The sequence below is a fragment of the Haloarcula salina genome, from assembly GCF_010119195.1.
Taxonomy (GTDB): Archaea; Halobacteriota; Halobacteria; order Halobacteriales; family Haloarculaceae; genus Haloarcula; species Haloarcula salina.
The window spans coordinates 837,817-863,059 of record NZ_WRXL01000001.1 but is presented as its reverse complement, the minus strand read 5'-3'; the positions used below and the strand labels follow the sequence as shown (position 1 = coordinate 863,059).

Annotated in this window: 27 protein-coding genes; 17 read left to right on the top strand and 10 right to left on the bottom strand. The window is 69.0% G+C overall.

Annotated features, from left to right (window positions below):
* Together GM656_RS04485 and GM656_RS04480 are read left to right on the top strand one after the other, a co-directional pair.
* Positions 1-1,614 (top strand): DUF7519 family protein, encoded by a 1,614-nt coding sequence (locus tag GM656_RS04485; protein ID WP_162412444.1) that lies wholly within the window; start codon positions 1-3, stop codon positions 1,612-1,614.
* A gap of 59 nt (positions 1,615-1,673) precedes the next feature.
* Positions 1,674-2,087 carry an SHOCT domain-containing protein gene (locus GM656_RS04480; RefSeq protein ID WP_162412443.1) on the top strand — a complete coding sequence of 138 codons (414 nt, stop codon included), beginning with the start codon at positions 1,674-1,676 and terminating at the stop codon, positions 2,085-2,087.
* Between the two features lie 2 nt (positions 2,088-2,089).
* On the opposite strand, the gene GM656_RS04475 is transcribed toward GM656_RS04480, so the two are convergent.
* On the bottom strand, positions 2,090-2,422 hold the full coding sequence (locus GM656_RS04475) for a DMT family transporter (RefSeq protein ID WP_162412442.1): 333 nt from the start codon (positions 2,420-2,422) through the stop codon (positions 2,090-2,092).
* Between the two features lie 196 nt (positions 2,423-2,618).
* Here GM656_RS04475 and GM656_RS04470 point away from each other — a divergent pair, with 196 nt between their 5' ends.
* A complete protein-coding gene (locus tag GM656_RS04470) occupies positions 2,619-3,410 on the top strand; it encodes a TrmB family transcriptional regulator (RefSeq protein ID WP_162412441.1) in 792 nt (263 codons plus the stop codon).
* 27 nt (positions 3,411-3,437) lie between these two features.
* Here GM656_RS04470 and GM656_RS04465 read toward each other — a convergent pair whose 3' ends face one another.
* Complete coding sequence (locus GM656_RS04465) at positions 3,438-4,397, bottom strand: AAA family ATPase (protein WP_162412440.1); 960 nt, start codon at positions 4,395-4,397, stop codon at positions 3,438-3,440.
* A gap of 141 nt (positions 4,398-4,538) precedes the next feature.
* Between GM656_RS04465 and GM656_RS04460 the strand changes: the two genes are divergently transcribed.
* From GM656_RS04460 to GM656_RS04450, 3 genes are all read left to right on the top strand, one after another.
* Positions 4,539-5,825, top strand: coding sequence for an O-acetylhomoserine aminocarboxypropyltransferase/cysteine synthase family protein (locus tag GM656_RS04460; protein WP_162412439.1), 1,287 nt, complete (start codon positions 4,539-4,541; stop codon positions 5,823-5,825).
* Positions 5,822-7,024, top strand: a complete 1,203-nt coding sequence (gene metX, locus GM656_RS04455) for a homoserine O-acetyltransferase MetX (RefSeq protein ID WP_162412438.1) — start codon at positions 5,822-5,824, stop codon at positions 7,022-7,024. Before GM656_RS04460 ends, metX begins: the two co-directional genes overlap by 4 nt.
* A 72-nt stretch (positions 7,025-7,096) precedes the next feature.
* Positions 7,097-7,399, top strand: coding sequence for a DUF7130 family rubredoxin-like protein (locus GM656_RS04450; RefSeq protein ID WP_162412437.1), 303 nt, complete (start codon positions 7,097-7,099; stop codon positions 7,397-7,399).
* 9 nt (positions 7,400-7,408) lie between these two features.
* Here GM656_RS04450 and GM656_RS04445 read toward each other — a convergent pair whose 3' ends face one another.
* The gene (locus GM656_RS04445; protein ID WP_162412436.1) at positions 7,409-7,987 is read right to left on the bottom strand and encodes a hypothetical protein; all 579 of its coding nucleotides are present in this window, start codon (positions 7,985-7,987) and stop codon (positions 7,409-7,411) included.
* A 90-nt stretch (positions 7,988-8,077) separates the two neighbouring features.
* Here GM656_RS04445 and GM656_RS04440 point away from each other — a divergent pair, with 90 nt between their 5' ends.
* The 3 genes from GM656_RS04440 to GM656_RS04430 all read left to right on the top strand — a co-directional run bounded on the left by GM656_RS04440 (position 8,078) and on the right by GM656_RS04430 (position 11,186).
* Positions 8,078-8,959: a ketopantoate reductase family protein gene (locus GM656_RS04440; protein WP_162412435.1), complete on the top strand. Its 882-nt coding sequence runs from the start codon at positions 8,078-8,080 to the stop codon at positions 8,957-8,959.
* Positions 8,960-9,217: 258 nt separating this feature from the next.
* The gene (gene dgoD / locus GM656_RS04435) at positions 9,218-10,384 is read left to right on the top strand and encodes a galactonate dehydratase (RefSeq protein ID WP_162412434.1); all 1,167 of its coding nucleotides are present in this window, start codon (positions 9,218-9,220) and stop codon (positions 10,382-10,384) included.
* A 139-nt stretch (positions 10,385-10,523) separates the two neighbouring features.
* On the top strand, positions 10,524-11,186 hold the full coding sequence (locus tag GM656_RS04430; protein ID WP_162412433.1) for a DUF502 domain-containing protein: 663 nt from the start codon (positions 10,524-10,526) through the stop codon (positions 11,184-11,186).
* Between the two features lie 63 nt (positions 11,187-11,249).
* On the opposite strand, the gene GM656_RS04425 is transcribed toward GM656_RS04430, so the two are convergent.
* The gene (locus GM656_RS04425; RefSeq protein WP_174242933.1) at positions 11,250-12,182 is read right to left on the bottom strand and encodes a branched-chain amino acid transaminase; all 933 of its coding nucleotides are present in this window, start codon (positions 12,180-12,182) and stop codon (positions 11,250-11,252) included.
* Between the two features lie 156 nt (positions 12,183-12,338).
* Here GM656_RS04425 and GM656_RS04420 point away from each other — a divergent pair, with 156 nt between their 5' ends.
* A complete protein-coding gene (locus GM656_RS04420) occupies positions 12,339-13,232 on the top strand; it encodes a CBS domain-containing protein (RefSeq protein ID WP_162412432.1) in 894 nt (297 codons plus the stop codon).
* A 98-nt stretch (positions 13,233-13,330) separates the two neighbouring features.
* Positions 13,331-14,062: a GNAT family N-acetyltransferase gene (locus tag GM656_RS04415; protein ID WP_162412431.1), complete on the top strand. Its 732-nt coding sequence runs from the start codon at positions 13,331-13,333 to the stop codon at positions 14,060-14,062.
* Positions 14,063-14,065: 3 nt separating this feature from the next.
* Here GM656_RS04415 and GM656_RS04410 read toward each other — a convergent pair whose 3' ends face one another.
* The 4 genes from GM656_RS04410 to GM656_RS04395 form a co-directional block, all read right to left on the bottom strand.
* A complete protein-coding gene (locus GM656_RS04410; RefSeq protein ID WP_162412430.1) occupies positions 14,066-15,130 on the bottom strand; it encodes a nucleoside recognition protein in 1,065 nt (354 codons plus the stop codon).
* Between the two features lie 64 nt (positions 15,131-15,194).
* Positions 15,195-15,713: a magnesium transporter gene (locus GM656_RS04405; protein WP_254282022.1), complete on the bottom strand. Its 519-nt coding sequence runs from the start codon at positions 15,711-15,713 to the stop codon at positions 15,195-15,197.
* Between the two features lie 48 nt (positions 15,714-15,761).
* A complete protein-coding gene (locus tag GM656_RS04400) occupies positions 15,762-16,340 on the bottom strand; it encodes a magnesium transporter (RefSeq protein ID WP_162412428.1) in 579 nt (192 codons plus the stop codon).
* A gap of 112 nt (positions 16,341-16,452) precedes the next feature.
* Positions 16,453-17,307 (bottom strand): hypothetical protein, encoded by an 855-nt coding sequence (locus GM656_RS04395; protein WP_162412427.1) that lies wholly within the window; start codon positions 17,305-17,307, stop codon positions 16,453-16,455.
* 140 nt (positions 17,308-17,447) lie between these two features.
* Here GM656_RS04395 and GM656_RS04390 point away from each other — a divergent pair, with 140 nt between their 5' ends.
* From GM656_RS04390 to GM656_RS04365, 6 genes are all read left to right on the top strand, one after another.
* The gene (locus tag GM656_RS04390) at positions 17,448-18,863 is read left to right on the top strand and encodes a substrate-binding protein (protein ID WP_162412426.1); all 1,416 of its coding nucleotides are present in this window, start codon (positions 17,448-17,450) and stop codon (positions 18,861-18,863) included.
* A 135-nt stretch (positions 18,864-18,998) separates the two neighbouring features.
* Positions 18,999-19,937: a branched-chain amino acid ABC transporter permease gene (locus GM656_RS04385; protein WP_162412425.1), complete on the top strand. Its 939-nt coding sequence runs from the start codon at positions 18,999-19,001 to the stop codon at positions 19,935-19,937.
* Complete coding sequence (locus GM656_RS04380; RefSeq protein WP_162412424.1) at positions 19,934-21,025, top strand: branched-chain amino acid ABC transporter permease; 1,092 nt, start codon at positions 19,934-19,936, stop codon at positions 21,023-21,025. Before GM656_RS04385 ends, GM656_RS04380 begins: the two co-directional genes overlap by 4 nt.
* The gene (locus tag GM656_RS04375; RefSeq protein ID WP_162412423.1) at positions 21,022-21,780 is read left to right on the top strand and encodes an ABC transporter ATP-binding protein; all 759 of its coding nucleotides are present in this window, start codon (positions 21,022-21,024) and stop codon (positions 21,778-21,780) included. Before GM656_RS04380 ends, GM656_RS04375 begins: the two co-directional genes overlap by 4 nt.
* A complete protein-coding gene (locus GM656_RS04370) occupies positions 21,777-22,520 on the top strand; it encodes an ABC transporter ATP-binding protein (protein ID WP_162412422.1) in 744 nt (247 codons plus the stop codon). Before GM656_RS04375 ends, GM656_RS04370 begins: the two co-directional genes overlap by 4 nt.
* 1 nt (position 22,521) lies before the next feature.
* The gene (locus GM656_RS04365; RefSeq protein ID WP_162412421.1) at positions 22,522-23,205 is read left to right on the top strand and encodes a thioredoxin family protein; all 684 of its coding nucleotides are present in this window, start codon (positions 22,522-22,524) and stop codon (positions 23,203-23,205) included.
* A gap of 24 nt (positions 23,206-23,229) precedes the next feature.
* Here GM656_RS04365 and GM656_RS04360 read toward each other — a convergent pair whose 3' ends face one another.
* Entirely contained in the window at positions 23,230-23,628 is a 399-nt protein-coding gene (locus GM656_RS04360; protein WP_162412420.1) for a universal stress protein, read from the bottom strand.
* A 140-nt stretch (positions 23,629-23,768) separates the two neighbouring features.
* Positions 23,769-25,175, bottom strand: coding sequence for a signal recognition particle protein Srp54 (locus GM656_RS04355; RefSeq protein ID WP_162412419.1), 1,407 nt, complete (start codon positions 25,173-25,175; stop codon positions 23,769-23,771).
* Between the last annotated feature and the right edge of the window lie 68 nt (positions 25,176-25,243).

The following is a 25,243-nucleotide window of genomic DNA, read 5'->3' as shown; positions in this document are numbered from 1 at the left end:
ATGACTGACGACACACCCATCCGAACGCGGACGCCCCGGACGAGCCTCGCGACCGTCACGGTCCTGACGGCGCTGGTCGTGGCCGGACTCCTGCGGACCGTCGGCGCGACGCGGCCCGCGGCCGTCGGCGCGGCGACCGGCGTCCTCCTTGCGCTGTCGCTGTGGCTGGTCGGCTGGGACCGCTGGCGGGCGGTCGGAACCGTCCTCGCGAGCGCGCTCGCGCTGCCGCTCGCCGTCGGGCTCGCGGTCGCCAGCGCCGGGACGGTCGTCGCGCTCGGCGCGGAACTGTTCCCCGTCTCGACGCCGGCCGGCATCCGTCCGATGGTCGTCGCGCTCGTCTCGCAGGTGCTCGTCGTGCTCGGCTGCCTGGTGGCGGTGTTCGGCGCGAGCGCGGCCGTCCGCGGCGCGGTCGACACCGAGCGGGTGGCCGACTACGCCGGCGTCCTCGTGCGCACGACGCTGCTCCCGTTCACCGTCGCCGCGGCGCTCGGCCTCCGCGGGGCCATCGGGTACCTACAGTCGAACGCCGGGACGCCGGGGGTCCAGCAACTGACCGGCGAGACGCTCCGTCGCGTTCTCGGGCCGGTGTTCGACCCGGTTCCCGGCCGCACGCACCTCGCCGTGTTCTGCCTGCTGCTCGCGGTCTCGGCCGGAGCGGTGGCCCGCGGCGTCGCCGCGCTCCCGCTCGCCGAACTGGTCCCCGAGACGGCCGACGCGCCGGACGTTGCCAGGGCGGTCGACGCGGTCGAGCGCTCGCTCCGGTGGACGAGTCGGCTCGCGGTCCTGGTGGTCCCCGTCGCCGCGCTGGTCGAACTGGCGCTCGGCCAGTCGGTGCTCGCCGCGACGCTCCCGGGCGGCCTGTACGACCTGCTCGTCGCGGTGACGGCCGCGCCGGCGCTCCGGGGCCTCCTCTGGTGGCTGTTGCTCGCCGGGGCCGCGCTCTCGGTCGCGGTGTGGTTCCTCCGGCGGACCGTCCAGAGCTCGGCCGACCGCGTCGGGACCGTCGTCGCGCCGTACGTCGGCGGCGCGGCCGTCGTCCTCGCGGTGCTCGCGGTCGCCGGCCCGGTCGTCGACGCCGTCGAGGCGGCGTTGCGGTCGACGCCGGTCGCGCCCGCCGTCGACCGCTTCTTCGTCCCGGTCGTCGACGTCTACGGGGCCGAGACCGTCGCGCTGGCGCTCGTCGTGGCGTCGCTGTTCGCGCTCGTCACCGCCGTCGGCCAGCTCTGGCTGGCGCTGGCGACGACCTCACTCAGCGAGGCGACCGCCGGCGTCTCGCTCGCCGGCGGCGGGCTGTTCGTCGCGAGCGCCTTCGCCGCGACGCTCGACGCCCCGACGTGGCTCGTGCTCGCCGGCCTCGTCGGCGCGTTCGTCGTCTGGGACGCGGGCTCGTTCGGCGCGACGCTCGGCCGGGAGGTCGGGACCGCGGCGGCGACGCGGCGCACGGAACTCGTCCACACCGGCGGCACGGTCGCCGTCGGCGGCGTCGGCGCCGTCGCGACGGTCGGGCTCGCGGCCCTCGCAAGCGGTTCCGTCGCGGTGGCGTCGCCGGTCGCGCTCGCGGCCCTGGTCGTCTGTCTCGTCGCCGTCGTGGCGCTGGCCGTGGCGCTCCGCTAGGGGCGACTGCGCGCCGGCACACCGAATCACCCTTTGCCCAGTGGTGACAAGGCGACGCTATGCCCACGCGGTCCCCGCGAGAGCGGGTCAGCGCTAACGTGACCGAGATCGCCACGATGGTCGTGACCGGCCTCTGGCTCGTGGCCCTCATCACCGACCAGGGGTGGTGGCTGGCGGCCCTGCTCGTCGGCTACGTCGTGATCGTCCCGCTCACCGAGATACTGTTCGGCGACGCCGACGACGAGGCGGTCGACGAACCCGCCGACGAGCAGCGCCGCGAGCCCGCGGCGGCGACCGACAGCGACGCGGACGGCGAAGCGCCGCTGGACCGACTGCGCCGCCGCTACGCCGAGGGCGAGCTGACCGACGAGCAGTTCGAGCGGAAACTGGAGCGGCTGTTAGAGACGGAGACGCTCGAAGACGCCGAGGACGCGACGCGGCGCGAGCGCGAACGGGAGTTCGAGCGGAACTGAGATCAGTGCGCGGCCATCGACGAGACGACGTTGAGGCAGTACACGCCGGCGACGATGAGCGCGATGCCGACGACGCCGACCGCGTCGACCGGCTCGTCGAAGACGACCGTCCCGATGGCGGCGACGCCGACGATGCCCAGCGCGGCCCACGTCCCGTAGACGACGCCGATGGGGAGTTCCTCCAGGGTCAGCGAGACGAGGTAGAACGCCGCGCCGTAGCCGAGGACGACGACGAGGCTGGGAACGGGCTTCGAGAACCCCTCCGAGAGCTTGAGCGCGGTCGTTCCGAGCAGTTCAGAGACGATCGCGGCGCCGAGAACCACGTACGGATTCATACCGGGAGCGGCGGCCGGCGGCGGGATGAACGTGCTGAAACGCCCCGCCACTTTCGGTGCGTTTCGGACGCTTGGCGGCTGTAGAGCCGCTTTCGGTGACGAGCGGTGCGGCGTGGAGTCGCCTTCCGCGGCCGACCCCACTCGCGTCGGCCCCGGTCCTGTGGACCTTTGTACCGGCCGCTCGACCACCCGACCGATGACCGACCTGGCCGAACTCGGCCTCTCGAGCTACGAGGAGACGGCGTACCGGACGCTGCTGGTGACCGGCGCGGTGTCCGCGAGCGACCTCTCCGACGCGAGCGGCGTCCCCAGAGGCCGGATCTACGACGTGCTCAACGGCCTCGAAGCCCGCGGGCTCGTCCGAACGCACTCGACCGACCCGACGCGGTACGCCGCCGTCGACCCGGAGCGGGCCGTCGACAGACTGCTCGCGGAACGGACCCGCGAACTGGCGTCGGAGTTCGAACGCTACCGGTCCGTCGCCGCGTCCGTCAGGTCCGACCTCCTCCCCGAACCGCCCGTCGACGGCAGCTTCTGGCCAGGGTCGCTCGGGAGCGACGAGATGCGGGCGGCGATGCGTCGGCACGTCAGGACCGCCCGAGAGCGCGTCCGGGCGACCGTCGGCCCGCCGTACGAGCGCGCGTCGTGGGAGACGCTCCAGACCGAGGTGGACGCGTTCCTCGACGGCGTGGGCGAGGACGTGCGCGTCGACCTGCTCTGTAGCGAGGCGGTGCTGGACGTGCTGCCCGAGTCGCTTCCCGAGATTCTCGCGGACCGGGCGACCGACGCGGCGGTCCGGACCGCGCCGACGGTCGGGCTCTCCTTCGACGTGATCGACGCCGCGGCGGTGACGCTCGACGTCCCGGACCCGCTCTCGCCGGCCGACCGGCTCGGCGTGGTCGGAATCACCGACGCGGAGGTCGCGACGGCGTTCGAGGCCCGCTTCGACCGACTGTGGGCCGATGCGGAGCCGCTGCTGGCGCGGTAATCCGGAACCGAGTGACCGTGGCCCGCCTCAGCGGCCGGGGCTGACCGCGGGCACTTCGACGCGGTCCAGTACGTCCCGGACGACCGTGGCGGGATCGACGCCGCGGACGCCCGCGTCGGCGGTCAGGACGAGCCGGTGGGCGAAGGCCTGCTCGACGACGCCCTTCACGTCGTCGGGGACGGCGTAGTCCCGGCCGTCGATGACGGCGGCGGCGCGGGTCGCCTCGAACAGGCGCTGGATGCCACGCGGGGAGACGCCAACGTCGACGCGGTCGTCCTCGCGGGTTGCCCGCCCGAGTTCGACGACGTAGTCCCTGAGCGTCCCGTCGACGGTGACCGACTCGACGGCCCGCTGGAGCGCCGGGATGCGCTCGCCGTCGATGACGCCGGTGACGCTCGGGGCCTGTTCGGTGCGGTCGGCCCGCCGGTCGATGAGTTCGCGCTCGCCGGCGAAGTCGGGGTAGCCCATCGAGGTCTTGACGATGAAGCGGTCGCGCTGGGCCTCCGGCAGGCCGAAGGTCCCCTCCTGCTCGACGGGGTTCTGCGTGGCGATGACGAAGAACGGGTCGGGCAGTTCGTGGGTCACGCCGTCGACGGTGACCTGCTTCTCGCCCATCGCCTCAAGCAGCGCGGCCTGGGTCTTCGGCGGCGCGCGGTTGATCTCGTCGGCCAGCACGACGTTGGCGAAGACGGGGCCGGGCTGGAAGTCGAACTCGCCGGTGGCCTCGTCGAAGACGTTCGAGCCGGTGATGTCGGCCGGCAGGAGGTCGGGGGTGAACTGCACGCGCTTGAACGAGAGGTCGAGCGCCGTCGCGAACGACCGGGCGGTGAGCGTCTTCCCCGTGCCGGGCACGTCCTCCAGCAGGACGTGGCCCCGGGCGAGGACGCCCGTCATGACCGTCTCGAGGAACCGGTCGTCGGCGACGACGGCGTTCCCGACGGCGTCGAGGATCTGCCGGCTGGTCCGGCCGGCGGTCTCGTGGTCCATACCGGCGTGTGGACAGCCACCGACAAATACCCACTCACTATCGGTCGGTGGCATCCGACTCCCCTGGGTCGGTTCCGCACAGTCAGAGAGTTTTGCCGTAACTGGTGGTTATAGATGTGTGGAGATATATGCACGTGATACATGACCGACTACGGATTCGGGACGCGCTGCGTCCACGCCGGCCAGGAGGAGCCGGACCCCGCGACGGGGGCGCGCGCGCCGCCCATCTACCAGACCTCGTCGTACGTCTTCGAGGACGCCGAGACGGCGGCCGAGCGGTACGCCCTCGAGGACCCGGGCAACGTCTACTCCCGGTTCGACAACCCCACCGTAAGGACCCTGGAGAAGCGCCTCGCGTCGCTGGAGAACGGCGTCGACGCCGTCGCCACCGGGTCCGGGATGGCCGCGCTGGACGCCGGGACGCTCGTCCTCGCCGAGGCCGGCGACAACGTGGTGTCCGCCTCGTCCATCTACGGCGGGACACACGCCTACCTCACCCACACCGCCAGCCGCCGCGGCATCGAGTCCCGCTTCGTCGACACGCTGGACCCGGACGCCTACGCCGCGGCCATCGACGACGACACGGCGTACGTCCACTGCGAGACCATCGGGAACCCCTCGCTCGTCGTGCCGCCGCTCGAAGACATCGCCGAGGTGGCCCACGACCGCGGCGTCCCGCTGTTCGTCGACAACACGTTCGGGACGCCCGCGCTCTGTAACCCCCTCGACCACGGCGTCGACGTCGTCTGGGAGTCGACGACGAAGTGGATCCACGGCTCCGGGACGACGGTCGGCGGCGTCCTCGTCGACGGGGGCTCGTTCCCGTGGGGCGAGTACCCCGAGAAGTACCCCGAACTCGGCGCGCCGAACGCGGCGTTCAACGACACGAACTTCTCGGAGGCGTTCGGCGACCGCGCGTTCACCGTCGCCGCTCGCCAGCGCGGCCTCCGCTCGCTCGGCGACGGCCAGAAGCCCTTCGACGCGTGGGCGACGCTCCAGGGCTCCGAGACGCTCTCGCTGCGGATGGAACGGCACTGCGAGAACGCGATGACCGTCGCGGAGCACCTCCGGGACCACCCCGACGTGGCCTGGGTCACTTACCCCGGACTCGAAGACCACGAGACCCACGACCTCGCGACGGAGTACCTCTCGGGTGGCTTCGGCGGCATCGTCACCTTCGGCCTCGAGGGCGGCTACGAGGCGAGCCAGCGCTTCTGCGAGGAGACCGACCTCGCGCAGTTCCTCGCCAACATCGGCGACGCGAAGACGCTGGTCATCCACCCCGCGAGCACCACGCACGCACAGCTCTCCGAGGAGGAACAGCGCGCGAGCGGCGTCAGCCCCGACCTCGTGCGGATGAGCGTCGGCATCGAGGACCCCGAGGACATCCTGGCGGACGTCGACGACGCCATCGAGCGAGTGACATGAACGTCGAACACGGCACGGTCTCGGTGGGCGAGTTCGAGTTCGACTGCGGGGAGACGATCCCCGACCTCGAACTCGCTTACGAGGCCTACGGGGAGTTCGACGGCGAGAACGCCGTACTCGTCTGTCACGCGCTGACCGGGAGCGCCCACGTCGCCGGCCGCGACCGGGTCGACAGCGCCGACCAGGCCCGCGCCTGGTGGGACGACATCGTCGGGCCGGGCAAGGCCATCGACACCACGGAGTACTACGCCGTCTGCGTGAACGTCCCCGGCTCCTGTTACGGGTCGACGGGACCGGCCAGCGAGAACCCCGAGACCGGCGAGCCCTACGGCACGGACTTCCCGCCGGTCACCGTCCGCGACTGGACCGAGGCCCAGCGAGCCCTGCTCGACGAACTCGGCGTCCCGCACCTCCACGCCGTCGTCGGCGGCAGCGTCGGCGGCATGAACGTCCTCGAGTGGGCGAAACGCCACCCCGACCACGTCGAGCGCATCGTCCCAATCGCCACCGCAGCGCGGCTGGACCCCCAGTGCCTCGCGCTCGACGCCATCGCGCGCCGGGCCATCACGACCGACCCGAACTGGGACCGGGGCCACTACTACGACGGCGAGCCGCCGCGCGACGGCCTCGCCCTGGCCCGGCAGCTGGGCCACGTGATGTACCTCTCGAAGGCGTCGATGGAGCAGAAGTTCGGCCGCCGCGCCGCCGGCCGGGACGCCGTCCGCACGTTCCCCGTCGACGCAGCCGGGTCGTTCTTCCCCTACCGCGACGTGGAGTCGTACCTCGATTACAACGCCGAGAAGTTCACCGAGCGCTTCGACGCCAACAGCTACCTCTACCTGACGCGGGCGATGGACAACTACGACCTCGCCGCGGGCTTCGACTCCGACGCCGACGCGCTGGCGGCCTTCGACGGCGAGGCGCTCGTGATGTCCTTTACCGCCGACTGGCACTTCACCACCCAGCAGGCCGAGGCGCTGGCAGACTCGCTCCGGGCGGCCGACGCCGGCGTCGCCCACCACGTCATCGACTCCGACCACGGCCACGACGCCTTCCTCGTGGAACCGGACAACGTCGGCCCGCCGCTGTCGGACTTCCTCGACGCCGGCGTCGACGGCAAGGCCGTCACCGATTCCGTGGTCGAGGACAGCGAGGAGAGCAACTTCGCGCCGGTCCACAACAGCCTCTTCTCGCGGTAGCGGCCCCCGTACTCCACGGGCCCGAACGATCACGCTAGTCTTTATCATATTTCGGCGCGTTAGTATCTCTGTATGAGCGACATGAGAACGAACATCGAGAGCGAGGAGTACTCGTTCGGGCAGACGGTGTTCGACGACGAGGGGAACAGGCTCGGGACCATCCGCGGCTTCGACGAGCACGGCTTCTACGTCACCGTCGAGGACGGCATCGAGGCGCTGTCGAGCGAACACCTCAAATCGGGGAGCGCCGGCGAGGCCGAGCTGATGTGGCGCTGCTGGGAGTGCGGCGAGATGGGCGAACTGGACGAGATGCCCGAGGAGTGCCCGGACTGCGGCGCGCCCAAAGAGGACATCTACTACTGGAAAGAGGACTGACCGCGGTCCCTACCGCTCCCGCTCGATCCGGTCGTCGTCGAGTGACTCGGCGGCCGCTCGAACGGCGCCGACCGCTGACGCCGGGAGCGAGAAGGTGAGCGTCGTCCAGTCGCGCTCGACGATCGCCCGTCCGTCGTCATCACAGACCACGGCGTAGCGGAGCGCGTCGCCGTGGACGCGCGCGAGCGCGTCGAACGTCTCGCCCGTCAGCGGAACGCGTCCGGTCGTGTGGCCATCGGCGGCCGTCACGCCGCCGTGGCTGGCGATGGTTTCGACGGCGAAGCGCTCGTCGCCGAGGTCCGCGCGCCGGCCTAGCCCGAGGTGGACGAACGCCGACTCGGGCACACGGGGCGACGCGTCCAGCACGGCCGCGAGCGCGTCCAGCCCGACGGCTTCGTCCGGGTCCGTTAACTCCAGCCGATAGCGCGTCTCCTCGCGCGGCCACGTCGGTCCATCGCGCTCCTCGTCCAGTTGCTCCCACGCGTCGACGATGGCGTCGGTGAGCCGGTCGATACCGATGTCGTCGATTGCGCGGACCACCGCCGCGGCCTCGCGCTCCGTCTCGTCGCGCTCGTCCTCGTCGCTCATGGCCGCCCGTTCGTCGCTCGCGTGCAAGTGCGTGCTGGTCGAGGACCGCCGGTGATGGCTTTTTGTCCGGGCCGCGCCTCACTGCACCTGATGGACATCGTGGTCATGGGCGCCGGGAGCCTCGGGAGCCTCCTCGGGGGCCTGCTCGCCCGGGAACACGACGTGACGCTGGTCGGCCGGGAGCCCCACGTGAGTCGGGTCGCCGACGCGGGCCTGTCGGTCGTCGGGACCGAGCAGTTCCGGGCGTTCCCCGACGCGCGGACCGACCCGCCCGACGCCGCCGACCTCGCGCTGGTGACGGTGAAGGCCTCCGACACCGCCGACGCCGCCGCGGCGCTTGGCGAGTGCGCGCTCGACGCGTGTTGCTCGCTCCAGAACGGGATGGGCAACGAGGAGACGCTCGCCGCGGCGCTCGACTGTCCGGTCCTCGCGGGGACGTGCTCGTACGGCGCTCGCCTCCGCGAGCCGGGCACCGTCGCGTTCACCGGGCGCGGCGAGGTGGTCCTCGGCGAGCGCACCGTCGGACGGTCACCGGTCGCGGACGAGGCGGGCGCGGCGTTTCGGGCCGCCGGCGTCGAGACGACCGTCGCGACCGACATGCCGACGCGCCTGTGGGAGAAGCTCGCGGTCAACGCCGGCATCAACGCGGTGACGGCCCTCGCGCGCGTCGAGAACGGCGCGCTCGCGGACCCGCCGGCCGACCGTCTCGCCGCCGACGCCGCCCGCGAGACGGCCGCGGTCGCGCGCCAACGCGGCGTCCACCTCCCGGACGACCGCGCTGTCTCGCTCACTCGGGACGTGATCGAGAAGACCGCGGCCAACCGCTCCTCGATGTACCAGGACGTGACGGCCGGCCGGCGGACGGAGATCGACGCCATCAACGGGTACGTCGTCGACGCGGCGACGAGTGCGGTCCCGGTGAACGAGACGCTGACGCGACTGATTCGCGCGTGGGAATCGAGCACGCTGTGAACCGGATACGGCTCTCCACGCACCTGTGACTCCCGGTGGCGCTCCGGGCCGATTGATGAACACTGTCTCGAACGTACTGGCAGTGCTGCTGTTCGCGGTTTCGGTGACAGCGAGGGCACAATCGTTAACTCCGCGCTGATCGACTGATCCGACGATGCACACACGCTCAGCTCCGATGGGGAACGCCTCGGTACGCCGCGGTGGAGCGGGACGGCCCGTATCGACGCTCGGCGGCCGTCTGACGGGAGGACCGATGCCATGAGCGACGACGCGAACCGGATCGTCGACTACGAACTGTTCGAGGTTCCGCCCCGGTGGCTCTTTCTGCGACTGGAGACCGCGGACGGGACGGTGGGCTGGGGCGAGCCGGTCATCGAGGGGCGGGCTCACACCGTCCGCGCGGCGGTCGAGGAACTGCTCGATTCCTACCTGCTCGGCGAGAACCCCGAGGACATCGAGGACCACTGGCAGGCGATGTACCGCGGCGGCTTCTACCGCGGCGGCCCGGTCCTGATGTCGGCCATCGCCGGCATCGACCAGGCCCTCTGGGACATCAAGGGCAAGCAGCTCGGCGCGCCGGTCCACCAGCTCATGGGCGGCGCGGCCCGCGACCGCATCCGCGTCTACCAGTGGATCGGCGGCGACGAGCCCTCGGACGTGGCCGACGCCGCCCGCGAGCAGGTCGACGCCGGCTTCACGGCGCTGAAGATGAACGCGACGCCCGAGATCGAGCGCATCGACGATCCGGCGACGGTCGAGGCGGCCGCGACGCGCCTGCGCGAGGTGCGCGAGGCCGTCGGTGCCGAGGTCGACATCGGCGTGGACTTCCACGGCCGCGTGACGAAGCCGATGGTCAAGCGACTGGCCTCGGCGATGGAGCCGTACGACCCGATGTTCATCGAGGAGCCGGTCCTGCCGGAGCACAACGACGCCCTGCCGGCCATCGCCGCCAGCACCGACATCCCCATCGCGACGGGCGAGCGGATGTACTCGCGCTGGGACTACAAGCAGGTGTTCGAGGACGGCTCCGTCGACCTCATCCAGCCGGACCTCTCGCACGCCGGCGGCATCACCGAGGTGAAGAAGATCGCGGCGATGGCGGAGGCCTACGACGTGGCGATGGCCCCCCACTGCCCGCTCGGTCCCGTCGCGCTGGCCTCCTGCGTCCAGGTCGACGCCTGCTCGCCCAACGCGCTCATCCAGGAGCAGAGCATCGACATCCACTACAACGAGACCTCGGACGTGCTCGACTACCTGGCCGACCCGTCGGTCTTCGAGTACGAGGACGGCTACGTCACCGTCCCGACGGATCTCGGTCTCGGCATCGAGATCGACGAGTCGTTCGTCCGCGAGCAGGCCGAGCAGGACGTGGACTGGCACAATCCGGTCTGGCGTCACGACGACGGCAGCGTCGCCGAGTGGTAGCCGGGCGGCCGGGGACCGGGTATCGCCTCGCCGTCGCCGTCCGTGCAGCAGGGCCGGCAATCCGTCAGGCGGCCGTCGACGCGGTCGAACACGGTGTCTAAAGGAAAGGGCTGATAGTCCGCGCCCGACAGGTGTACGTATGGCCTCGTCCACGTCGTGGAAGCGCGATTTCGCGAGCGGGCTCATCATCCTGTTGCCCCTGCTGGTGACGGTGTACGTCATCGTCTACCTCTACGGTATCCTCGCCTCTGCGGCGGTCATTCCGGCCATCGACGCCGAGCTCCTGTCGACGCTCGGACTCCCCTCGAGCGGCGGCTTCGTCGAGTTCGCGCGGGTGTTCACGACGCTCGTCATCTTCGTCCTGATCGTCTTCTCGGTCGGCTACCTGATGCGGACGGCCGTCGGCGACCTCGTCGAGCGGGCCATCGACGACGTGATGAACCACGTCCCCGGGCTTCGGGTCGTGTACAACGCCTCGAAGATGGCCGTCGAGACCGCCCTCTCGGGCACCGAGGAACTCCAGTCGCCGGTGAAACTCGAGGTGTGGGACGGGATGCGGATGACGGCGTTCAAGACGGGCAAGACGACCGACGACGGCCGCGAGGTGCTCTTCTTACCGACCGCGCCGAACATCACGACCGGCTACGTCCTCGAAGTGGAACCGCACCGCTACGAGGAGATCGACGAGCGGGTCGAGGACGCGCTGACGCGCATCCTCAGCGCCGGCTTCGGCGACACGAACCGCAACGCCGGCGGCACGCCGATTCCGGTGGCCGACGAAGAGGAGTTCGCGGACGACTGACGGACGGCGGGCCGCGGCGAAAGCGGTTCGGACGACCCTGTGAAGGCCGCTATACCGGTACTCTCAGATGTAGCGGAACCACTCTTCGCGGTCGCCGCTCTCGATGAGGTCGAAGAACGCCGTCTGGATCTCGTCGGTGACCGGACCTTTCGTCCCGGACCCGATCTCGTTGTCGTCGACGCTCCGGATCGGCGTGACTTCCGCGGCCGTGCCGGTGAAGAACAGCTCGTCGGCGGTGTACAGTTCGCCGCGGGAGATGGTGGCCTCCTCGTGGACCGTGTATCCCAGTTCCTCGGCGAGCGTGATGGCGGTGTTGCGGGTGATGCCTTCGAGGATGCTCTCGGCCAGCCCGGGCGTGTAGATCTCGCCGTCGCGGACGACGAAGACGTTCTCGCCGGGTCCCTCGGCGACGTTGCCCTCCTTGTTCAGGACGATGGCCTCGGTGTAGCCGTTGCGGCGCGCCTCCTCGCCGGCGAGCATGCTGTTGACGTACAGGCCAGTGGTCTTGATGTTCGTCGGTATCTGGCTGGAGGCGTGCTTGCGCCAGGACGACACCATCACGTCGACGCCCTCCTCTAGGGCCTCCTCGCCGAGGTACGCGCCCCACGGCCAGGCCGCGACGACGGTCCGCGTCGGGCAGTTCTTCGGGCTGACGCCCAGCGAGTCGAAGCCGTAGTAGACGATGGGGCGGATGTAACACGACTCGAAGCCCTCCGTGCGGATGAGTTCCGTCGTCGCCTCGGTCAGTTCTTCCTTGCTGAACTCGATGTCGAGGTCGTAGGGCTTTGCCGACTGGTACAGCCGGTCGAGGTGCTCCTCCCAGCGGAAGATGGCCGGTCCCTGCTCGGTGTCGTAACAGCGCACGCCCTCGAAGACGCCGGTACCGTAGTGGAGCGCGTGGGTGAGGACGTGAGTCTGTGCGTCCTCGAAGTCGACGAACTCGCCGTCCATCCAGATTCGGTCGGCCCCCTCGAACATCTCCGGACGGTCGCTCATCGGGCGGCCCTCCCGGCGGGGCGGCAGTCACGGTGACCGCGTGTCGTCTCGTCGTGTGTCATATCTACTCCATTGATGTCCGTGTTTAAGAGTGTTGACGGTCCGCGTGCGGTCCCGGGCGGACTGTTATACGTCTGCCACGTGTGCGCTCACACGATGCTCGTCCCACTGCTTGTCAGAGACGTTATGCGAACGCCGGTCGAGACGATCGGGCCGGACGCCACGGTCGTCGAGGCGGCCCGCCGACTCCGCGACGGGGGCATCGGCTCGCTGGTCGTCGAGACGGACGGCGACTGCGTGGGTATCATCACCGAGAGCGATGTCGTGGCGGTCACCGCCGAGGAGGGGGACACGACGGCGCTGACCGTCGGTGACGTGATGGCCGAGGCGCTGGTGACCGTCGCCCCCGACGCGGACCTCGAGACGGCCGTCGAACGGCTCCGGACGCACAACATCAAGAAACTGCCCGTGATCGAGGACGGCTCGCTGGTCGGCATCCTCACGACGACGGACCTCTCGAACTACATCCCGCACATCTCACGGCCGACACCGACCGGGGACTTGCCCTCCCAGCGCACGCGGTTCACCCGTCCCGACACGCTCTACGAGAACGATGATTGGAAGTTCGAGAGCTACGGCACGGCCGACGGTATCGACGTGGGCGATCACGTCCGCTTCACCAAGGCGCTCTCGCAGTCCGACGTGGAGGCCTTCGCCGAGGCCAGCGGCGACACCAACCGCCTCCACCTCGACGAGGCGTTCGCGGAGGGGACCCGCTTCGGCCGGCGCATCGCACACGGGACGCTCGTCTCCGGCGTGATCAGCGCGGCGCTGGCCCGACTGCCGGGGCTGACGATCTACCTCTCGCAGGAACTGAGCTACCGCGGGCCGGTCGACATCGGCGACCGGGTCACGGCCCACTGCGAGGTCGTCGAGCGCATCAAGGACAACCGATTCCGTCTGACCACGGCCGTCGACGACGAGACCGGAGACTGCGTCGTCGAGGGAGAGGCCGTCGTCATCTCCGACCCGATTCCCGAGACCGCCTGAGCCGTCGGTTCGTCCTCGGCTTCGGCTCTGCCGCGACCGACTGTGTTTCCTGTTACCAGATAACAATGGTTAAGCACCTGCCAGGTCATACCCCCGATATGGACGCAGTTGAACGGCCGACGTTCGAAACGACGGCGGCGATGGAGGTGTACCAGCTCGTCGAACGGCACGGGACTGCGGCGCGACACCGAGTCCGGGAGATGGCGGACCTCGACCCGGAGGCGTTCGAGGAGGCGCTCTCCCACCTGCTGTCGAAGGGGTACATCCGGGACGACGGCGGGACGCTGACGCTGGCGCTCGACGTTGGCTCCGTGGAGGAACACTCGACCGGGGACCTGACCTACACGATCCGCCCGGCGCGCAACGACGACTTCGAGGGGCTCGTCCAGACGATACGCGACGTGTCGAGCGACGGGACGTACGTGGTCGCCGAGAGCATCGCCGAGCAGTTGCTGTACGAGGACGCCGTCACGCGACACAACACCGTCGAGTCGCGCGTGTTCTTCGTCGCCACGGTCGACGGCGAGGTGATCGGCTGGTGTCACCTCGACCTGCCCCAGCTCGACAAGCTCCGGGAGACGGCACAGCTCACCGTCGGCGTCAGGGAGCGGTACCGGGGCAACGGCGTCGGGAGCCAGCTGATGCAGCGCGGGCTCGACTGGGCGAAGGCCAACGGGTACCGGAAGCTGTACAACAGCGTCCCGGCCATCACGGAGAGCGCGATGGTCTTTCTCGAAGAACACGGCTGGAACACCGAAGGGATCCGCAAGAACCACTACACCATCGACGGCCAGGAGGTCGACGAGGTGATGATGGCCTACACGTTCTAGGGCTCAGAGCAACACGACCAGCGCGGCCGCGATCCAGACGATTTTCAGCGCCGTGTTCACGGCGACGACCTTCGCGCCGAACTCCCGGCCCCAGATGCCGAACTGAAAGGGAATAGAGCGCTTGAACGTCGAGACGGCGAAGGAGATGATGCCGCCGACGAGCATCGTCGCCACCGCCGTCCGCGCCGTGAACGTCCCGTTCCTGATCAGCGGCGCGATGACCGTCGCGCCCGACGTGGTGTCGAGCGCGTAGGCCGCGATGACCGGGATCGCCGCGCCGGGGAGGCCGAGCAGGCCCGCGAAGCCGTCCGCGGCCGCGGTGACGCCCGCCGCGTCACGGCCGGCGAGCGCGAGCAGTTCGTCGCCGTAGGCCACGAGCAGCGAGACGACGGCGTAGATGACCGCCAGCCGCGGGAGGATGTCCCTGACCTTCTCGCCGGTCTCCGCGAGGGCGGTTCGGACGGCCGCGCGGCGGCTCTCGGGCGGGTCGTCCAGCACGTCTGCGGGATCGGTCTCGCCCGCCGTCGCGCTCGGCTCGGCCGTCCCGCCGTCCGGCGACGCGTCGGCGCTCGCTCGCCCGACGTTCGACGCGTCGAGCAGGAGCGCCCCCGCGGCGATGCCGGTCAGCGTGATCGCCAGCGCGACCAGCCCCCGCGTCGCGACGTAGAGCACGCCGACTCGGAGGCCCAGTATCGGGATGAGAACGGGCGCGTAGAACGTGACGATGTGCTGGGCGAACCCGAAGAACGTGTTGATGGTGACGGCCACGAGCGTCGCGCGGTCCGAGAGGACGCCCGACTCGCGGAAGTCCGCGAGCATGCCGTACCCGGCCGTCGTCGAGGCCGTCGTCGTCAGGATGGCCGTTCCCACCTCGTCCGGGAGGTTCGCCGGCGCGGTGAGGGTGCGCGAGACGACGGCGATCTTCTCGACGAGGCCGAACGCCACCGCGAGTTCCGCGAGGAACACGCCCAGCGAGAGGAAGACCGTGATCCGAAGCACCCGGACGACCACGTCCGCGAGCACGGCGGCCGCGGGATGTCCGAGGACGGCTGCGACGAGCGACTGCACACCTCGCCTTCGGGCGCTGACCGGCAAAGGCCCATCGGTCGCGTCAGCCCGACAGCGGGCCGTCTCAGACGAGCAGGCGGACAGCACCGAACAGCACGACCACGCCGAGCACGTCGCAGACGTTCGTGACCACGGGGATGACCACGTCGTCGGGGTCGAGGCCGAACCGGTAGGCCGCGTAGGTCGTCACCGCAGTGACGACGATGGCCAGCACCGCCAGCAGACTCCCGCTGAGGAGCGCGACGAGGACGACCGTCGGGAGCGGAAGGGCGGTCCCGCCGAGCGCTGTCTGGACGCCCCACGCGCCCGCGCCGACGAGCGGGAAGATGGTCACCGCGAGGCCGACGGTCGCCAGCGCGTTGCCCGCCAGCCGGTCGTCGGTCGCCTCGAACGACAACAGTCCGAGGTGAAACGCCGTCGAGAGCCGCGCCGCCAGCACGCTCCCGAGGTTCCCCGCCATCCCGATGGTGACCGGCACGAGGACAAGGAGCGATGGGTAGCGCAGTAGTGTTCCTTCGAAGGTATCGAGCACGAGCCCGCTCCCGAGTTCGATCGCGGTCAGGACGAGCAGGATCGGAAACATCGTCCGGACGATGCCGGGGACCGACCACTGCGCGTCGAAGTCCGTCACTCAGCCACCCCCGAGCGCGAGGACGAGCCGCGTCGCCCCGAGCATCGTCGCGACGCCGACCACGTCGCCCGTCGTCGTCACGACCGGGCCCGCGAGCGTGTCGGGGTTGAGTCCCCGCCGATAGCCGACGAACACCACGGAGACGACCGCGACGGTCAACAGCAGGCCCGAGACGATACCCGCGAGCAGTGCGATGGCGACCAGCGTCCCCAGCGGGGCCACGGGCCGTCCGAGCGCGACGAGCAGCGCGACGGCCATCACCGCGGCGACTCCGCTGACGAGGACGCCGTTCGCCAGCGCCGCCGCGACCGCCGCGTTGACGCGCTCGTCGTCGAAGGAGAAGGTGGGCTCGATGAGCCCCTGGTGGAGCGCCGATCCGAGCCGACCCCCGAGCGACCCGTAGACGTTCCCGCGCGTGGCAAGCAGCGCCGGAACGAGGACGAGCAGGCCGGACACCGCCCGGAGTTCCGCCTCCATGCCGCCGAGAACGACCCCCGCGAACAGGCCGCCGACCGCGCTGAGCGCCAGCACGGGGAGCGATTCCCGATAGGCCTCGGCGGCGACCTCGCGGAGACTCATGTACCGGTCGAACGACGGCGCGCGAAAAAAAGCCACCTGATAGCCGCGCGGCCGTGTCCCTGATCGCGGGCGGCTCGTTCTCTCGGCCCGCGACGCCGACCCCGTCCGCCCGTCACCCGGCGGTCGACCGCGCCCGGCCGTACCACGACGGGCGGCCGACGGTCGTGTTCCCGACCCCGTCGAACCGGACGGTGCGCGTGACTCGGACGCGCTCGCCGCCCGTCGTCGCGGTGTACTCGGTCCGGTAGGCCCGGACGAGTCCGTCCTCGGTGACGCGGGCGGCCAGGGTCGCGTTCCGACGCGCCGACCACGGGGCCCCGATTTCGCCCCGCCGCAGGCGGTCGCCGCTGACGACGTACTCCGTCTCGTCGCCGCTCCCGGCGGTGGCGACGCGGGTCTGGAACGGCGCGACCGTCTGGGTCACGTCCGCCGCCGGGCGGCCGTTGAGGGCGGCCGTGTGCACCCAGTAGCGCCACGTCCCGGCGTAGCTGTCCGGGGGTTCGTACTCGTTGTAGATGGTCCGGTTGTCGCGGGTGAGCCGGCGGAGGTACACGTCGCCGTCGGACCAGAAGGACGCCGAGGCCGGTGGCCGGCCGAGCAACACCGGGGCCGCGTGGCCGCGCACCGAGACGTTGGCGAAGTGGGTCCGGTCGGCGTCGAGGGCGACTTCGATCCGGAGGTACGAGCGAAGCGTGCCGTTCTCGTACCGGACCGTCCGGGTCATGCCCAGCGTGTAGCCGGTCCCGTTGAGGGCATCCGCGTGGGCGGCGCCCAGGAGTGACGGGCTCGTGACGCCGCTGGGACCGAGACCCACTGGATACGCCCCCGCGCCGTCGGTCGGGACCGGCGCGGGCGTCACCGTCGACACTGTGCCGTCCCCGCCGTCGCCGAACGCGAACCCGCTACAGCCAGCCGTAACGACGACGACGGCGACGAGGAGGAACTGGGACCGTCGACGGCCTGCCATATCATCCCTCTACCCTCGCGGCGGGATAAACGCTCTGACGAAATCGAGACGGAGACCGCTTCGTCCGGGTTTTTCCCACAAGTGAAACATTCACTTAATCTTCCACAACTATTATGATAGATTGGCTCCCCGTATGGACTATGCCAACTGATGGCAGATCGGTGAGTCGACGACGGCTGCTGAAAAGTACGGGAATTGCAGGGGTCGCGGGTCTGACGGGACTCGCGGGATGCTCTGGTGGAGACGGTGGCGACGGTGGCGGCGGTGACGGCGGCGACGGCGGTGGTGGAGACGGCGGCGACGGCGGCGGTGACGGCGGCGGTAGCACCGACTACCCGGCGCTCGGGAACTTCCCGGTCGAGGGCGATACGGTCACGTTCGGGTTCAACGTCCCGCAGTCGGGCCCGTACTCCTCGGAGGGCCAGGACGAACTCCGGGCGTATCAACTGGCGAAGAAGCACCTCAACAACGGGGGTGGCTGGGTCGAAAGCTTCTCGGACCTCAGCGGTGACGGCGTGCTGGGCTACACGGTCGACTCGGTGAACGGCGACACGGCGACCGACGCCGACACCGCCCGCCAGTCCGCCTCGCGGATGATCAACCGGGACGACGTGGTAATGATCTCGGGCGGCTCGTCCTCCGCGGTGGCCATCGCCGTGCAGGGCCTCTGTCAGCAAGAGAAGGTCATGTTCATGTGCTGTCTGACGCACTCGAACGACACCACCGGGAAGGACTGCGTCCGCTACAGCTTCCGGGAGATGTTCAACGCCTACATGACGGGTCAGGCGCTCGCGCCGGTGCTGGAGTCAGAGTACGGCTCGGACAACTCCTTCTACCAGCTGTACGCCGACTACTCCTGGGGCCAGACCCAGCAGGAGTCGATGAACCAGTTCCTCTCCGATATCGGCTGGTCGCAGGTCGAGAGCGTCCCGACGCCGCTGGGTACCTCCGACTTCTCCTCGTACCTCTCGGAGGCCGCGAACTCGGGGGCCGACGTGCTGGTGCTGAACCACTACGGGCTGGACGGGGCGAACTCGGTCTCCCAGGCCGTCGACGCGGGCATCGACGAAGACATGGAGATCGTCGTTCCGCTGTACAACCGTCCGATGGCGCAGGCCGCCGGCGGCGCGATCGAGGGCAAATTCGGGACCATCGCGTGGGACTCCCAGCTCGACAACGAGCCCTCGAACACGTTCACGCAGGCGTTCAGGGACGAGTACGACCGGACCCCGTCCGGTCCGGCACAACTGGCCTACGCCCAGACGCTCCAGTACGCGGCCGCCGCCGAGCGAGCGGGCACGTTCTACCCGCCGGAGGTCATCCGTCAACTGGAGGACTACGAGTACAGCAACATCGGGATGGGTGAGGAACTGATGCGTGCCTGCGACCACCAGGCCCAGCGGGCCATCCCGGTCGCTCGCGGCCTCCCCGAGAGCGAGCAGTCCGGCGGGAACTTCATCGAGATCGTCGAGCTGACCGCCCGCGAAGACGTCGGGTACGGCTGTGACTCCGGTCCGGCCGCCGAGTGTGAACTGGGCGACTACGGCGACGAGTAGGGACCGACCCTGACACGTCGTTCGAATCTCCTCAGGATTTATAATGCAAGGGACCGCGATACGTGATAGATCAACATTAATCATGATTAGAAGTGAAGAATTATTGAGATACTCGCACAGTGGTGGGGTGAACCCGTGACGTTACTGGCTGATATCCTCACGCTACTATTGAACGGCCTGCAACAGGGCGCGATTTACGTTCTGCTTGCGGTCGGGCTGTCGATCATTCTCGGGACGCTGAAGTTCGTCAACTTCGCGCACGGGGCGCTGTACCTCGTGGGAGCGTACCTGGGACTGTTCATCACCACGGAGGTACCGCTGACGAACGGCCAACTGGCGGAATGGGGCATCCAGTCCTACGGCATCGGCCTCGGGTTCATCGCCGCGCTCGTGATCGTCCCGATCGTCGTGTTCGTGATCGGTCTCCTGATGGAGAAATTCGTCGCACAGGCGTTTTACTCCCGGCCGGACACCGACCAGATTCTCGTCACCTTCGGGCTCGCGATCATCGTCCAGGAGACGCTCCGGGCGATGCTCGGTGGGAACAGCCAGCCGTTCCAGCAACCCTCGTGGGCATCGGGTCCGATCGCGCTCCCGATCATCGGGAACTTCCCGCGGTGGCGGCTGGGCGTCATCGCCATCACGGCGGTGCTCGTGCTCGGCGTCTACCTGCTGGTCGAGTACACCGACTTCGGGCTCATCGTGCAGGCCGGGACGCTCGACGGTGAGATGGTCCGACTGCTCGGTATCAAACTGAGTCGCCCGTACCTCGTCGTGTTCGGCATCGGTGCCGCACTCGCCGGCGTCGCCGGCGTGGTGGGCGGTCCGCTCGCCAACGTCAACCCCAACATCGGCACCGAACAGCTGGTGCCGGCGTTCCTGACGGTCGTCATCGGCGGCGTCGGGAAAATAGAAGGGGCCGTGGTGGCCGGACTGATGCTGGGCACGCTGCAGGTGGCCCTCATCCAGACCGGCAACGCCGCCTGGAGTCAGGTCGGAATCTACGCGCTCGCGGCGGTCATCCTGCTGGTTCGTCCGCAGGGACTGCTGGGTTCGGAGGTGGATGTCTCGTGAGCGACGAACCCCGCGACGCGACCGCCACCGCGACGGCCGACGCGGAGAACGAGGTCAGCGGCGGCCTCGCCGACCAGTGGGCCAGCTTCCGCGACCGGGAGATCTCGACGGTGCTGCTCACGCTGGTGGCCGTCGCCGTCTTCCCGTTCCTGTTCAACAACTACCTCGACGGCTATACGCAACTGGCGACGCTGATGCTCATCTACGGCATCTTCGCAATCGGGTTCGACATCCTGCTGGGATACACCGGCCTGCTGTCGTTCGGCCACGCCGTCTTCTTCGGCGGCGCGGCCTACGCGGCCGGCATCTTCAGCGCGAGCGTCAGTAGCTCCCCGCTGCTGGTGTTGCTCGCCGGTCTGGTGTTTGCGGTGTTGATGGCGTGGATCGTCGGGTTCCTGTCGCTCCGACGCGGCGGGATCTACTTCGCCATCCTGACGCTGACGTTCGGCCAGATGTCGTTCTACCTCGCGGCGTCGCCGCTGGCGTTCCTCACGAACGGTGAGAACGGTTTCACGTCCGTCGACATCGGCCACCTGCTTGGCGTCGTCGACCTCCATGGCGGGGTGCCGTTCCCGCTCTCGATGCTGGTCGACAACATGGTGTACGTGTTCGTGGCCGTCATCACCGTGCTGTCGGTGGCAATGGCGAACCGCATCCTGCACTCGCCGTACGGGACCGTGTTCCGTGCGATTCGCGAAAACGAGAGCCGCGCGGAGTTCGTCGGGCTGAACGTCTGGCGGTACAAGCTGATGGCGTTCATCATCTCGGCCGCCTTCGCCGGTATCGCCGGCAGCCTGTTCGCTATCGAGGGGAGCTACGTGCCCCTGGAGTCGCTGTACTGGACCGAGTCCGGACGCATCGTCATCATGACGGTCCTCGGCGGCGTCGGCTCGCTGTTCGGGCCGCTGTTCGGAGCCGGACTGTACCTGTACATCGAGAACATCGTCAGCGGGTTCCCGACGCTTGGGCCCTTCTGGCACCTCATCCTCGGTCTCGTGTTCGTCGTGATGGTCGTGCTGTTCCCCGACGGCATCTGGGGCGGCGTCCAGTACGTTCGCAGCCGCCTCTTCGGAGGTGAGGAGTCGTGACGGTCCTCGAAACCGAGCGCCTCACCAAGCAGTTCGGCGGCCTCACGGCGGTCGACGAGGTGGACCTCGCGATCGAACAGGGCGAGGGCGTGAGCCTCATCGGCCCCAACGGCGCGGGCAAGTCGACGTTCATCAACCTCGTCACCCGGCGGCTCGACCCGAGCTACGGCGAGATCCTGTTCAAGGGCGATTCCATCGTCGGGATGGAGCCCCACCAGGTCGTCCAGCTCGGCATGAGCAAGTCGTTCCAGACGGCGTCGATCTTCCCGGAGCTGACAGTCGAGGAGAACGCCGTCATCGCGGCGCTCGCGGCCGAACACGGCTCGTTCCGGTTCAACTTCTTCCGCCACGAGAACGCCTATCCCGAGGTCACCAGGGTCGCCGACGAGGTCCTGAAGTCCGTCGGGCTCTACGATGAGCGCGAGTCCCAGGCCGACAGCCTCGACTACGGGAACAAGCGCCGGCTCGAGATCGGCATCGCGCTCGCCGCCGAGCCGGACATGCTGCTGATGGACGAGCCGACGGCGGGGATGTCCCCCGAGGAGACGAAATCCACCGTCGAGCTCATCAAGGAGGTCAAGCGGGAACTGGACCTGACCTTCCTGCTTGTCGAACACGACATGGAGATCGTCTTCGACATCTCGGACCGCATCGTCGTCCTCAACCGCGGGGCCGTCATCGCGGAGGGGACCCCCGAGGAGGTCCAGAACGACCCGGCCGTCCAGGAGGCCTACCTGGGAGGTGTCGAGGAATGACGCTGCTCGAAGTCGAGGACATCAACGGCTACTACGGCGAGAGCCACATCATCCAGGACGTGTCGATGAACGTCGACGACGGCGAGATCACCGCGCTGCTGGGGCGCAACGGCGCGGGGAAGACCTCGACGCTGCGCTGTATCTCCGGGGCGACTCCGCCGGACGTCCGCAGCGGCTCGATCCGGTTCGATGGAACCGACATCACCAACGCCCCGCCGGAGGACATCGCCGTCCGCGGCGTCTCGCTCGTCCCCGAGGAGCGTCGGGTGTTCACCGACCTCACCGTCGCCGAGAACCTCCACCTCGCGGAGACCGTCCGCAACAAGTCCAACACCTGGGGACGGAACCTCGACTTCCGCGACGAGGGGATGTCGACCGAGGAGATCTACGAGTACTTCCCGCGACTGGACGAACGCCGGTCGCAGAAGGCCGGGACGCTCTCCGGGGGCGAACAGCAGATGCTCGCCATCGCCCGCGCGCTCCACCAGAGCACCGACCTGCTGATGCTCGACGAACCGTACGAGGGGCTGGCCCCCCAGATCATCGAGTCCGTCGAGAACGCCATCCGGCGCATCAGCGAGGACGGGACGACCATCCTGCTGGTCGAGCAGAACGCCATCGCCGCGATGAAGATCGCGGACCGGTGTTACGTGCTCGACCGCGGGACGGTCGTCTTCGAGGGCGACGCCGAGACGCTCCGAAACGACCAAGAGACGCGAGACCGCTACCTGGGTGTCTGAAATGGCTGAGACACGGCAACCGGACGCGCTGCTCGACGCGCTCGAACGGGAGGGCGTCGTGGTCGTCGACGCGGAGACGGACGCGGTCAGCACGACCGAGGCGTTCGAGGCCGACCGCGAGGTGTACTACGACACCTACGTGACGATGCCCGACGCGGAGTTCCACCAGTCGGTCGCCGAGGTGTTCGGCCTCGACTCCCCGGACGCAGCGGCCGAGCGCGTCGACGAGCTGGGCGTCACCCGCGAGGAGTTCGCCACGTTCCTGACGCTCCGGTCGAACGTCGAGGGGTCGTACTCCCTGCAGGAACTGACGACGATGGCCCAGATGGCGACCGAACTCGGCCCGGAGACGCCGGTTCCCGAGGGGGTCGAACACCTCGACGACGACAGCTACGAGGCGTTCGTCGACTCCCACCGGCGCTGCGTGGTCACCGTCTGGAAGCTGTTCTGTGACCCCTGCGAGGCGATGAAAGACCAGCTGGACGAGGTACTGGCTGCCTTCCCCGAAGGCACCCCGGTCGGCGGCGTCGCGGGCGAGCGCTCGCCCGAGTTCTGCCGCTCGGTCGGCGTCAACGCGGCCCCCGCGTTCGTGCTGTTCGACGACGGGGAACCGGTGGAGATCATCACTGGACGGACCGACCCGGCGGCGCTCGCCGAGCGGGTCGAAGAAGTGTACGGCTCCTGAGCCGATTCCGGCTCCGGCGCTCCCTCAGTTCTCGTCGCCGCTACAGACCAGCACCGGCCGGTCCGTCCCGAGAATCACGCTCTGGGTGACGCTGCCGAACAGCACCTTCCCGGTCGGCGTCCGTTTGCGCCCGGCGACCACGATCATCTCTGCGTCCTGTTCGTCGGCCAGCCGGAGGATGGCGTCCGCCGGCTCGCCGCTCGACTCTTCGAGCACCACCTCGATGCCGACCTCCTCGAGGATCTTCCTGGCGTGGCGAACGGACGCCACCTGGTCGACGGACGCTCCCTCGGGGTTGTCCTGGAAGTCGTGCAACAGCGTCACCCGAACCTCGCCGTGATCGAGTGGCATCTCGGTGATCGATTCCGCGATCGCACGCCCACGGTCCTCGCTCTTGTCGATGCCGGCAACGATTTCGTACATGCTCGCTCACTCGGTACGAGTGGCCACACCTTAGTTCTGGTCCGTATCTCGCCCCATCGAACGTGATAGATGTCGCTGCGAACACGTTCACCCCCGTTATTTTCGGGAAAATTGTCGCTCTGGAAACCAGTTGCGCCGCCTCAGTCGCCGAACGGACCCATCCCGCCGCCGCCCATGCCGCCCATGCCGCCGCCACCGCCGCCCTGTTGCATCTGCTTCATCATCCGCTCCATGTCGCCGTCGCCCATGCCCTGGAACTGCTTCAACATCTGGTCCATCTGCTTGTGCTGCTGGAGGAGTTCGCGCACGCGCTCCTCGGGTTTGCCCGAGCCGCGGCAGATCCGCTCGGTCCGGGACTGGCCGACGACGCGGGGGTTCTCCAGTTCCTCCTCGGTCATCGAGTCCATGATGACGTCGAAGTCGCGCATCCGCTCCTGGGTCACGTCCATCGCGTCGTCCGGGAGCTGATCCATGAGGCCGCCGCCCAGCCCGGGAATCATGTCCATCACCTGGTCGAGCGGCCCCATGTTGTTCATCGTCTCCATCTGCTTGCGCATGTCCTTGAGGGTGAACTGCCCCTCCAGCATGTCCTCGGGGTCCCAGTCCTCGTCGTCGCCCTCCTGGGTCTCCTCCATCGCGCGTTCGACGCGCTCGGTGAGCTGTTTGAGGTCGCCCATGCCGAGCAGTCGGGAGATGAACCCGGACGGCTCGAAGCGCTCGATGTCCTTGACGGTCTCCCCGGCCCCGAGGAAGGCGATGGTCGAGTCCGTCTCGTTGACGGCGGCGAGCGCCCCGCCACCTTTCGCCGTCCCGTCGAGTTTCGTGATGACGACGCCGTCGATGCCGATGGCCGCCTCGAAGTCCGCGGCCTGACTCTTCGCGCTCTGGCCCATCGCGGCGTCGAGCACCAGGAGGTTCCGGTCGGGCTGGACCTCCCGCTCGATGCGCTCGATCTGCTCGATGAGCTCCTCGTTCAGGCCGTCGCGGCCGGCCGTGTCGACGATGCGCACGTCGGCGCTCTCGGTCGCGGCGAGCCCCTCGCGAGCGATCTTCACCGGGTCGTCCTCGTCCGGGTCGCCGTAGAACTCCACCTCTGCGCGCTCGGCCATCTCCTTGGCCTGGTCGTACGCGCCGGGGCGGTCGGTGTCGGTCTGGATGATCGCGGGGCGGAGGCCTTTGGTCGAGAACCACCACGCCATCTTCGCGGCCGTCGTCGTCTTCCCCGACCCGTAGAGGCCGGCGAGCATGATCGTCTGTTCTTCCAGCGGAAGCTCGGTCGACTCGCCGACGAGGTCGACCAGTTCCTCGTAGACGATGCGCAGGACCCAGTCCCGCGGCGTCGTGCCGGCCGGCGGCTCCTCGTCGAGCGCGCGAGACTCGATGCTGTTCGAGAGGTCCTGGACGAGCCCCACGTCCACGTCGGCCTGCAGCAGCGACCGCTGGATCTCCTTGACGATGTCCGCGATGTCTTCCTCCGAGAGGCGGGACTTCCCCCGGAGGTCGTCGAGGGTCCCCCGGAGCGAGCTCCCGAGATCGTCGAGTACCATTGTTGGGGCGAGGTACGCGACCGCGCGGGTAAAGGCTTGCCGTCGCGTGCGCGACCGGGTCGCCCGCC

Excerpts from the sequence above, each read along its gene's own strand:
- GM656_RS04485 (WP_162412444.1), top strand. The coding sequence starts at position 1 with ATGACTGACGACACACCCATCCGAACGCGGACGCCCCGGACGAGCCTC.
- GM656_RS04480 (WP_162412443.1), top strand. The coding sequence starts at position 1,674 with ATGCCCACGCGGTCCCCGCGAGAGCGGGTCAGCGCTAACGTGACCGAG.
- GM656_RS04475 (WP_162412442.1), bottom strand. The coding sequence starts at position 2,422 with ATGAATCCGTACGTGGTTCTCGGCGCCGCGATCGTCTCTGAACTGCTC.
- GM656_RS04470 (WP_162412441.1), top strand. The coding sequence starts at position 2,619 with ATGACCGACCTGGCCGAACTCGGCCTCTCGAGCTACGAGGAGACGGCG.
- GM656_RS04465 (WP_162412440.1), bottom strand. The coding sequence starts at position 4,397 with ATGGACCACGAGACCGCCGGCCGGACCAGCCGGCAGATCCTCGACGCC.
- GM656_RS04460 (WP_162412439.1), top strand. The coding sequence starts at position 4,539 with ATGACCGACTACGGATTCGGGACGCGCTGCGTCCACGCCGGCCAGGAG.
- metX (WP_162412438.1), top strand. The coding sequence starts at position 5,822 with ATGAACGTCGAACACGGCACGGTCTCGGTGGGCGAGTTCGAGTTCGAC.
- GM656_RS04450 (WP_162412437.1), top strand. The coding sequence starts at position 7,097 with ATGAGCGACATGAGAACGAACATCGAGAGCGAGGAGTACTCGTTCGGG.
- GM656_RS04445 (WP_162412436.1), bottom strand. The coding sequence starts at position 7,987 with ATGAGCGACGAGGACGAGCGCGACGAGACGGAGCGCGAGGCCGCGGCG.
- GM656_RS04440 (WP_162412435.1), top strand. The coding sequence starts at position 8,078 with ATGGACATCGTGGTCATGGGCGCCGGGAGCCTCGGGAGCCTCCTCGGG.
- dgoD (WP_162412434.1), top strand. The coding sequence starts at position 9,218 with ATGAGCGACGACGCGAACCGGATCGTCGACTACGAACTGTTCGAGGTT.
- GM656_RS04430 (WP_162412433.1), top strand. The coding sequence starts at position 10,524 with ATGGCCTCGTCCACGTCGTGGAAGCGCGATTTCGCGAGCGGGCTCATC.
- GM656_RS04425 (WP_174242933.1), bottom strand. The coding sequence starts at position 12,182 with ATGAGCGACCGTCCGGAGATGTTCGAGGGGGCCGACCGAATCTGGATG.
- GM656_RS04420 (WP_162412432.1), top strand. The coding sequence starts at position 12,339 with ATGCTCGTCCCACTGCTTGTCAGAGACGTTATGCGAACGCCGGTCGAG.
- GM656_RS04415 (WP_162412431.1), top strand. The coding sequence starts at position 13,331 with ATGGACGCAGTTGAACGGCCGACGTTCGAAACGACGGCGGCGATGGAG.
- GM656_RS04405 (WP_254282022.1), bottom strand. The coding sequence starts at position 15,713 with ATGTTTCCGATCCTGCTCGTCCTGACCGCGATCGAACTCGGGAGCGGG.
- GM656_RS04400 (WP_162412428.1), bottom strand. The coding sequence starts at position 16,340 with ATGAGTCTCCGCGAGGTCGCCGCCGAGGCCTATCGGGAATCGCTCCCC.
- GM656_RS04395 (WP_162412427.1), bottom strand. The coding sequence starts at position 17,307 with ATGGCAGGCCGTCGACGGTCCCAGTTCCTCCTCGTCGCCGTCGTCGTC.
- GM656_RS04390 (WP_162412426.1), top strand. The coding sequence starts at position 17,448 with ATGCCAACTGATGGCAGATCGGTGAGTCGACGACGGCTGCTGAAAAGT.
- GM656_RS04370 (WP_162412422.1), top strand. The coding sequence starts at position 21,777 with ATGACGCTGCTCGAAGTCGAGGACATCAACGGCTACTACGGCGAGAGC.
- GM656_RS04365 (WP_162412421.1), top strand. The coding sequence starts at position 22,522 with ATGGCTGAGACACGGCAACCGGACGCGCTGCTCGACGCGCTCGAACGG.
- GM656_RS04360 (WP_162412420.1), bottom strand. The coding sequence starts at position 23,628 with ATGTACGAAATCGTTGCCGGCATCGACAAGAGCGAGGACCGTGGGCGT.
- GM656_RS04355 (WP_162412419.1), bottom strand. The coding sequence starts at position 25,175 with ATGGTACTCGACGATCTCGGGAGCTCGCTCCGGGGGACCCTCGACGAC.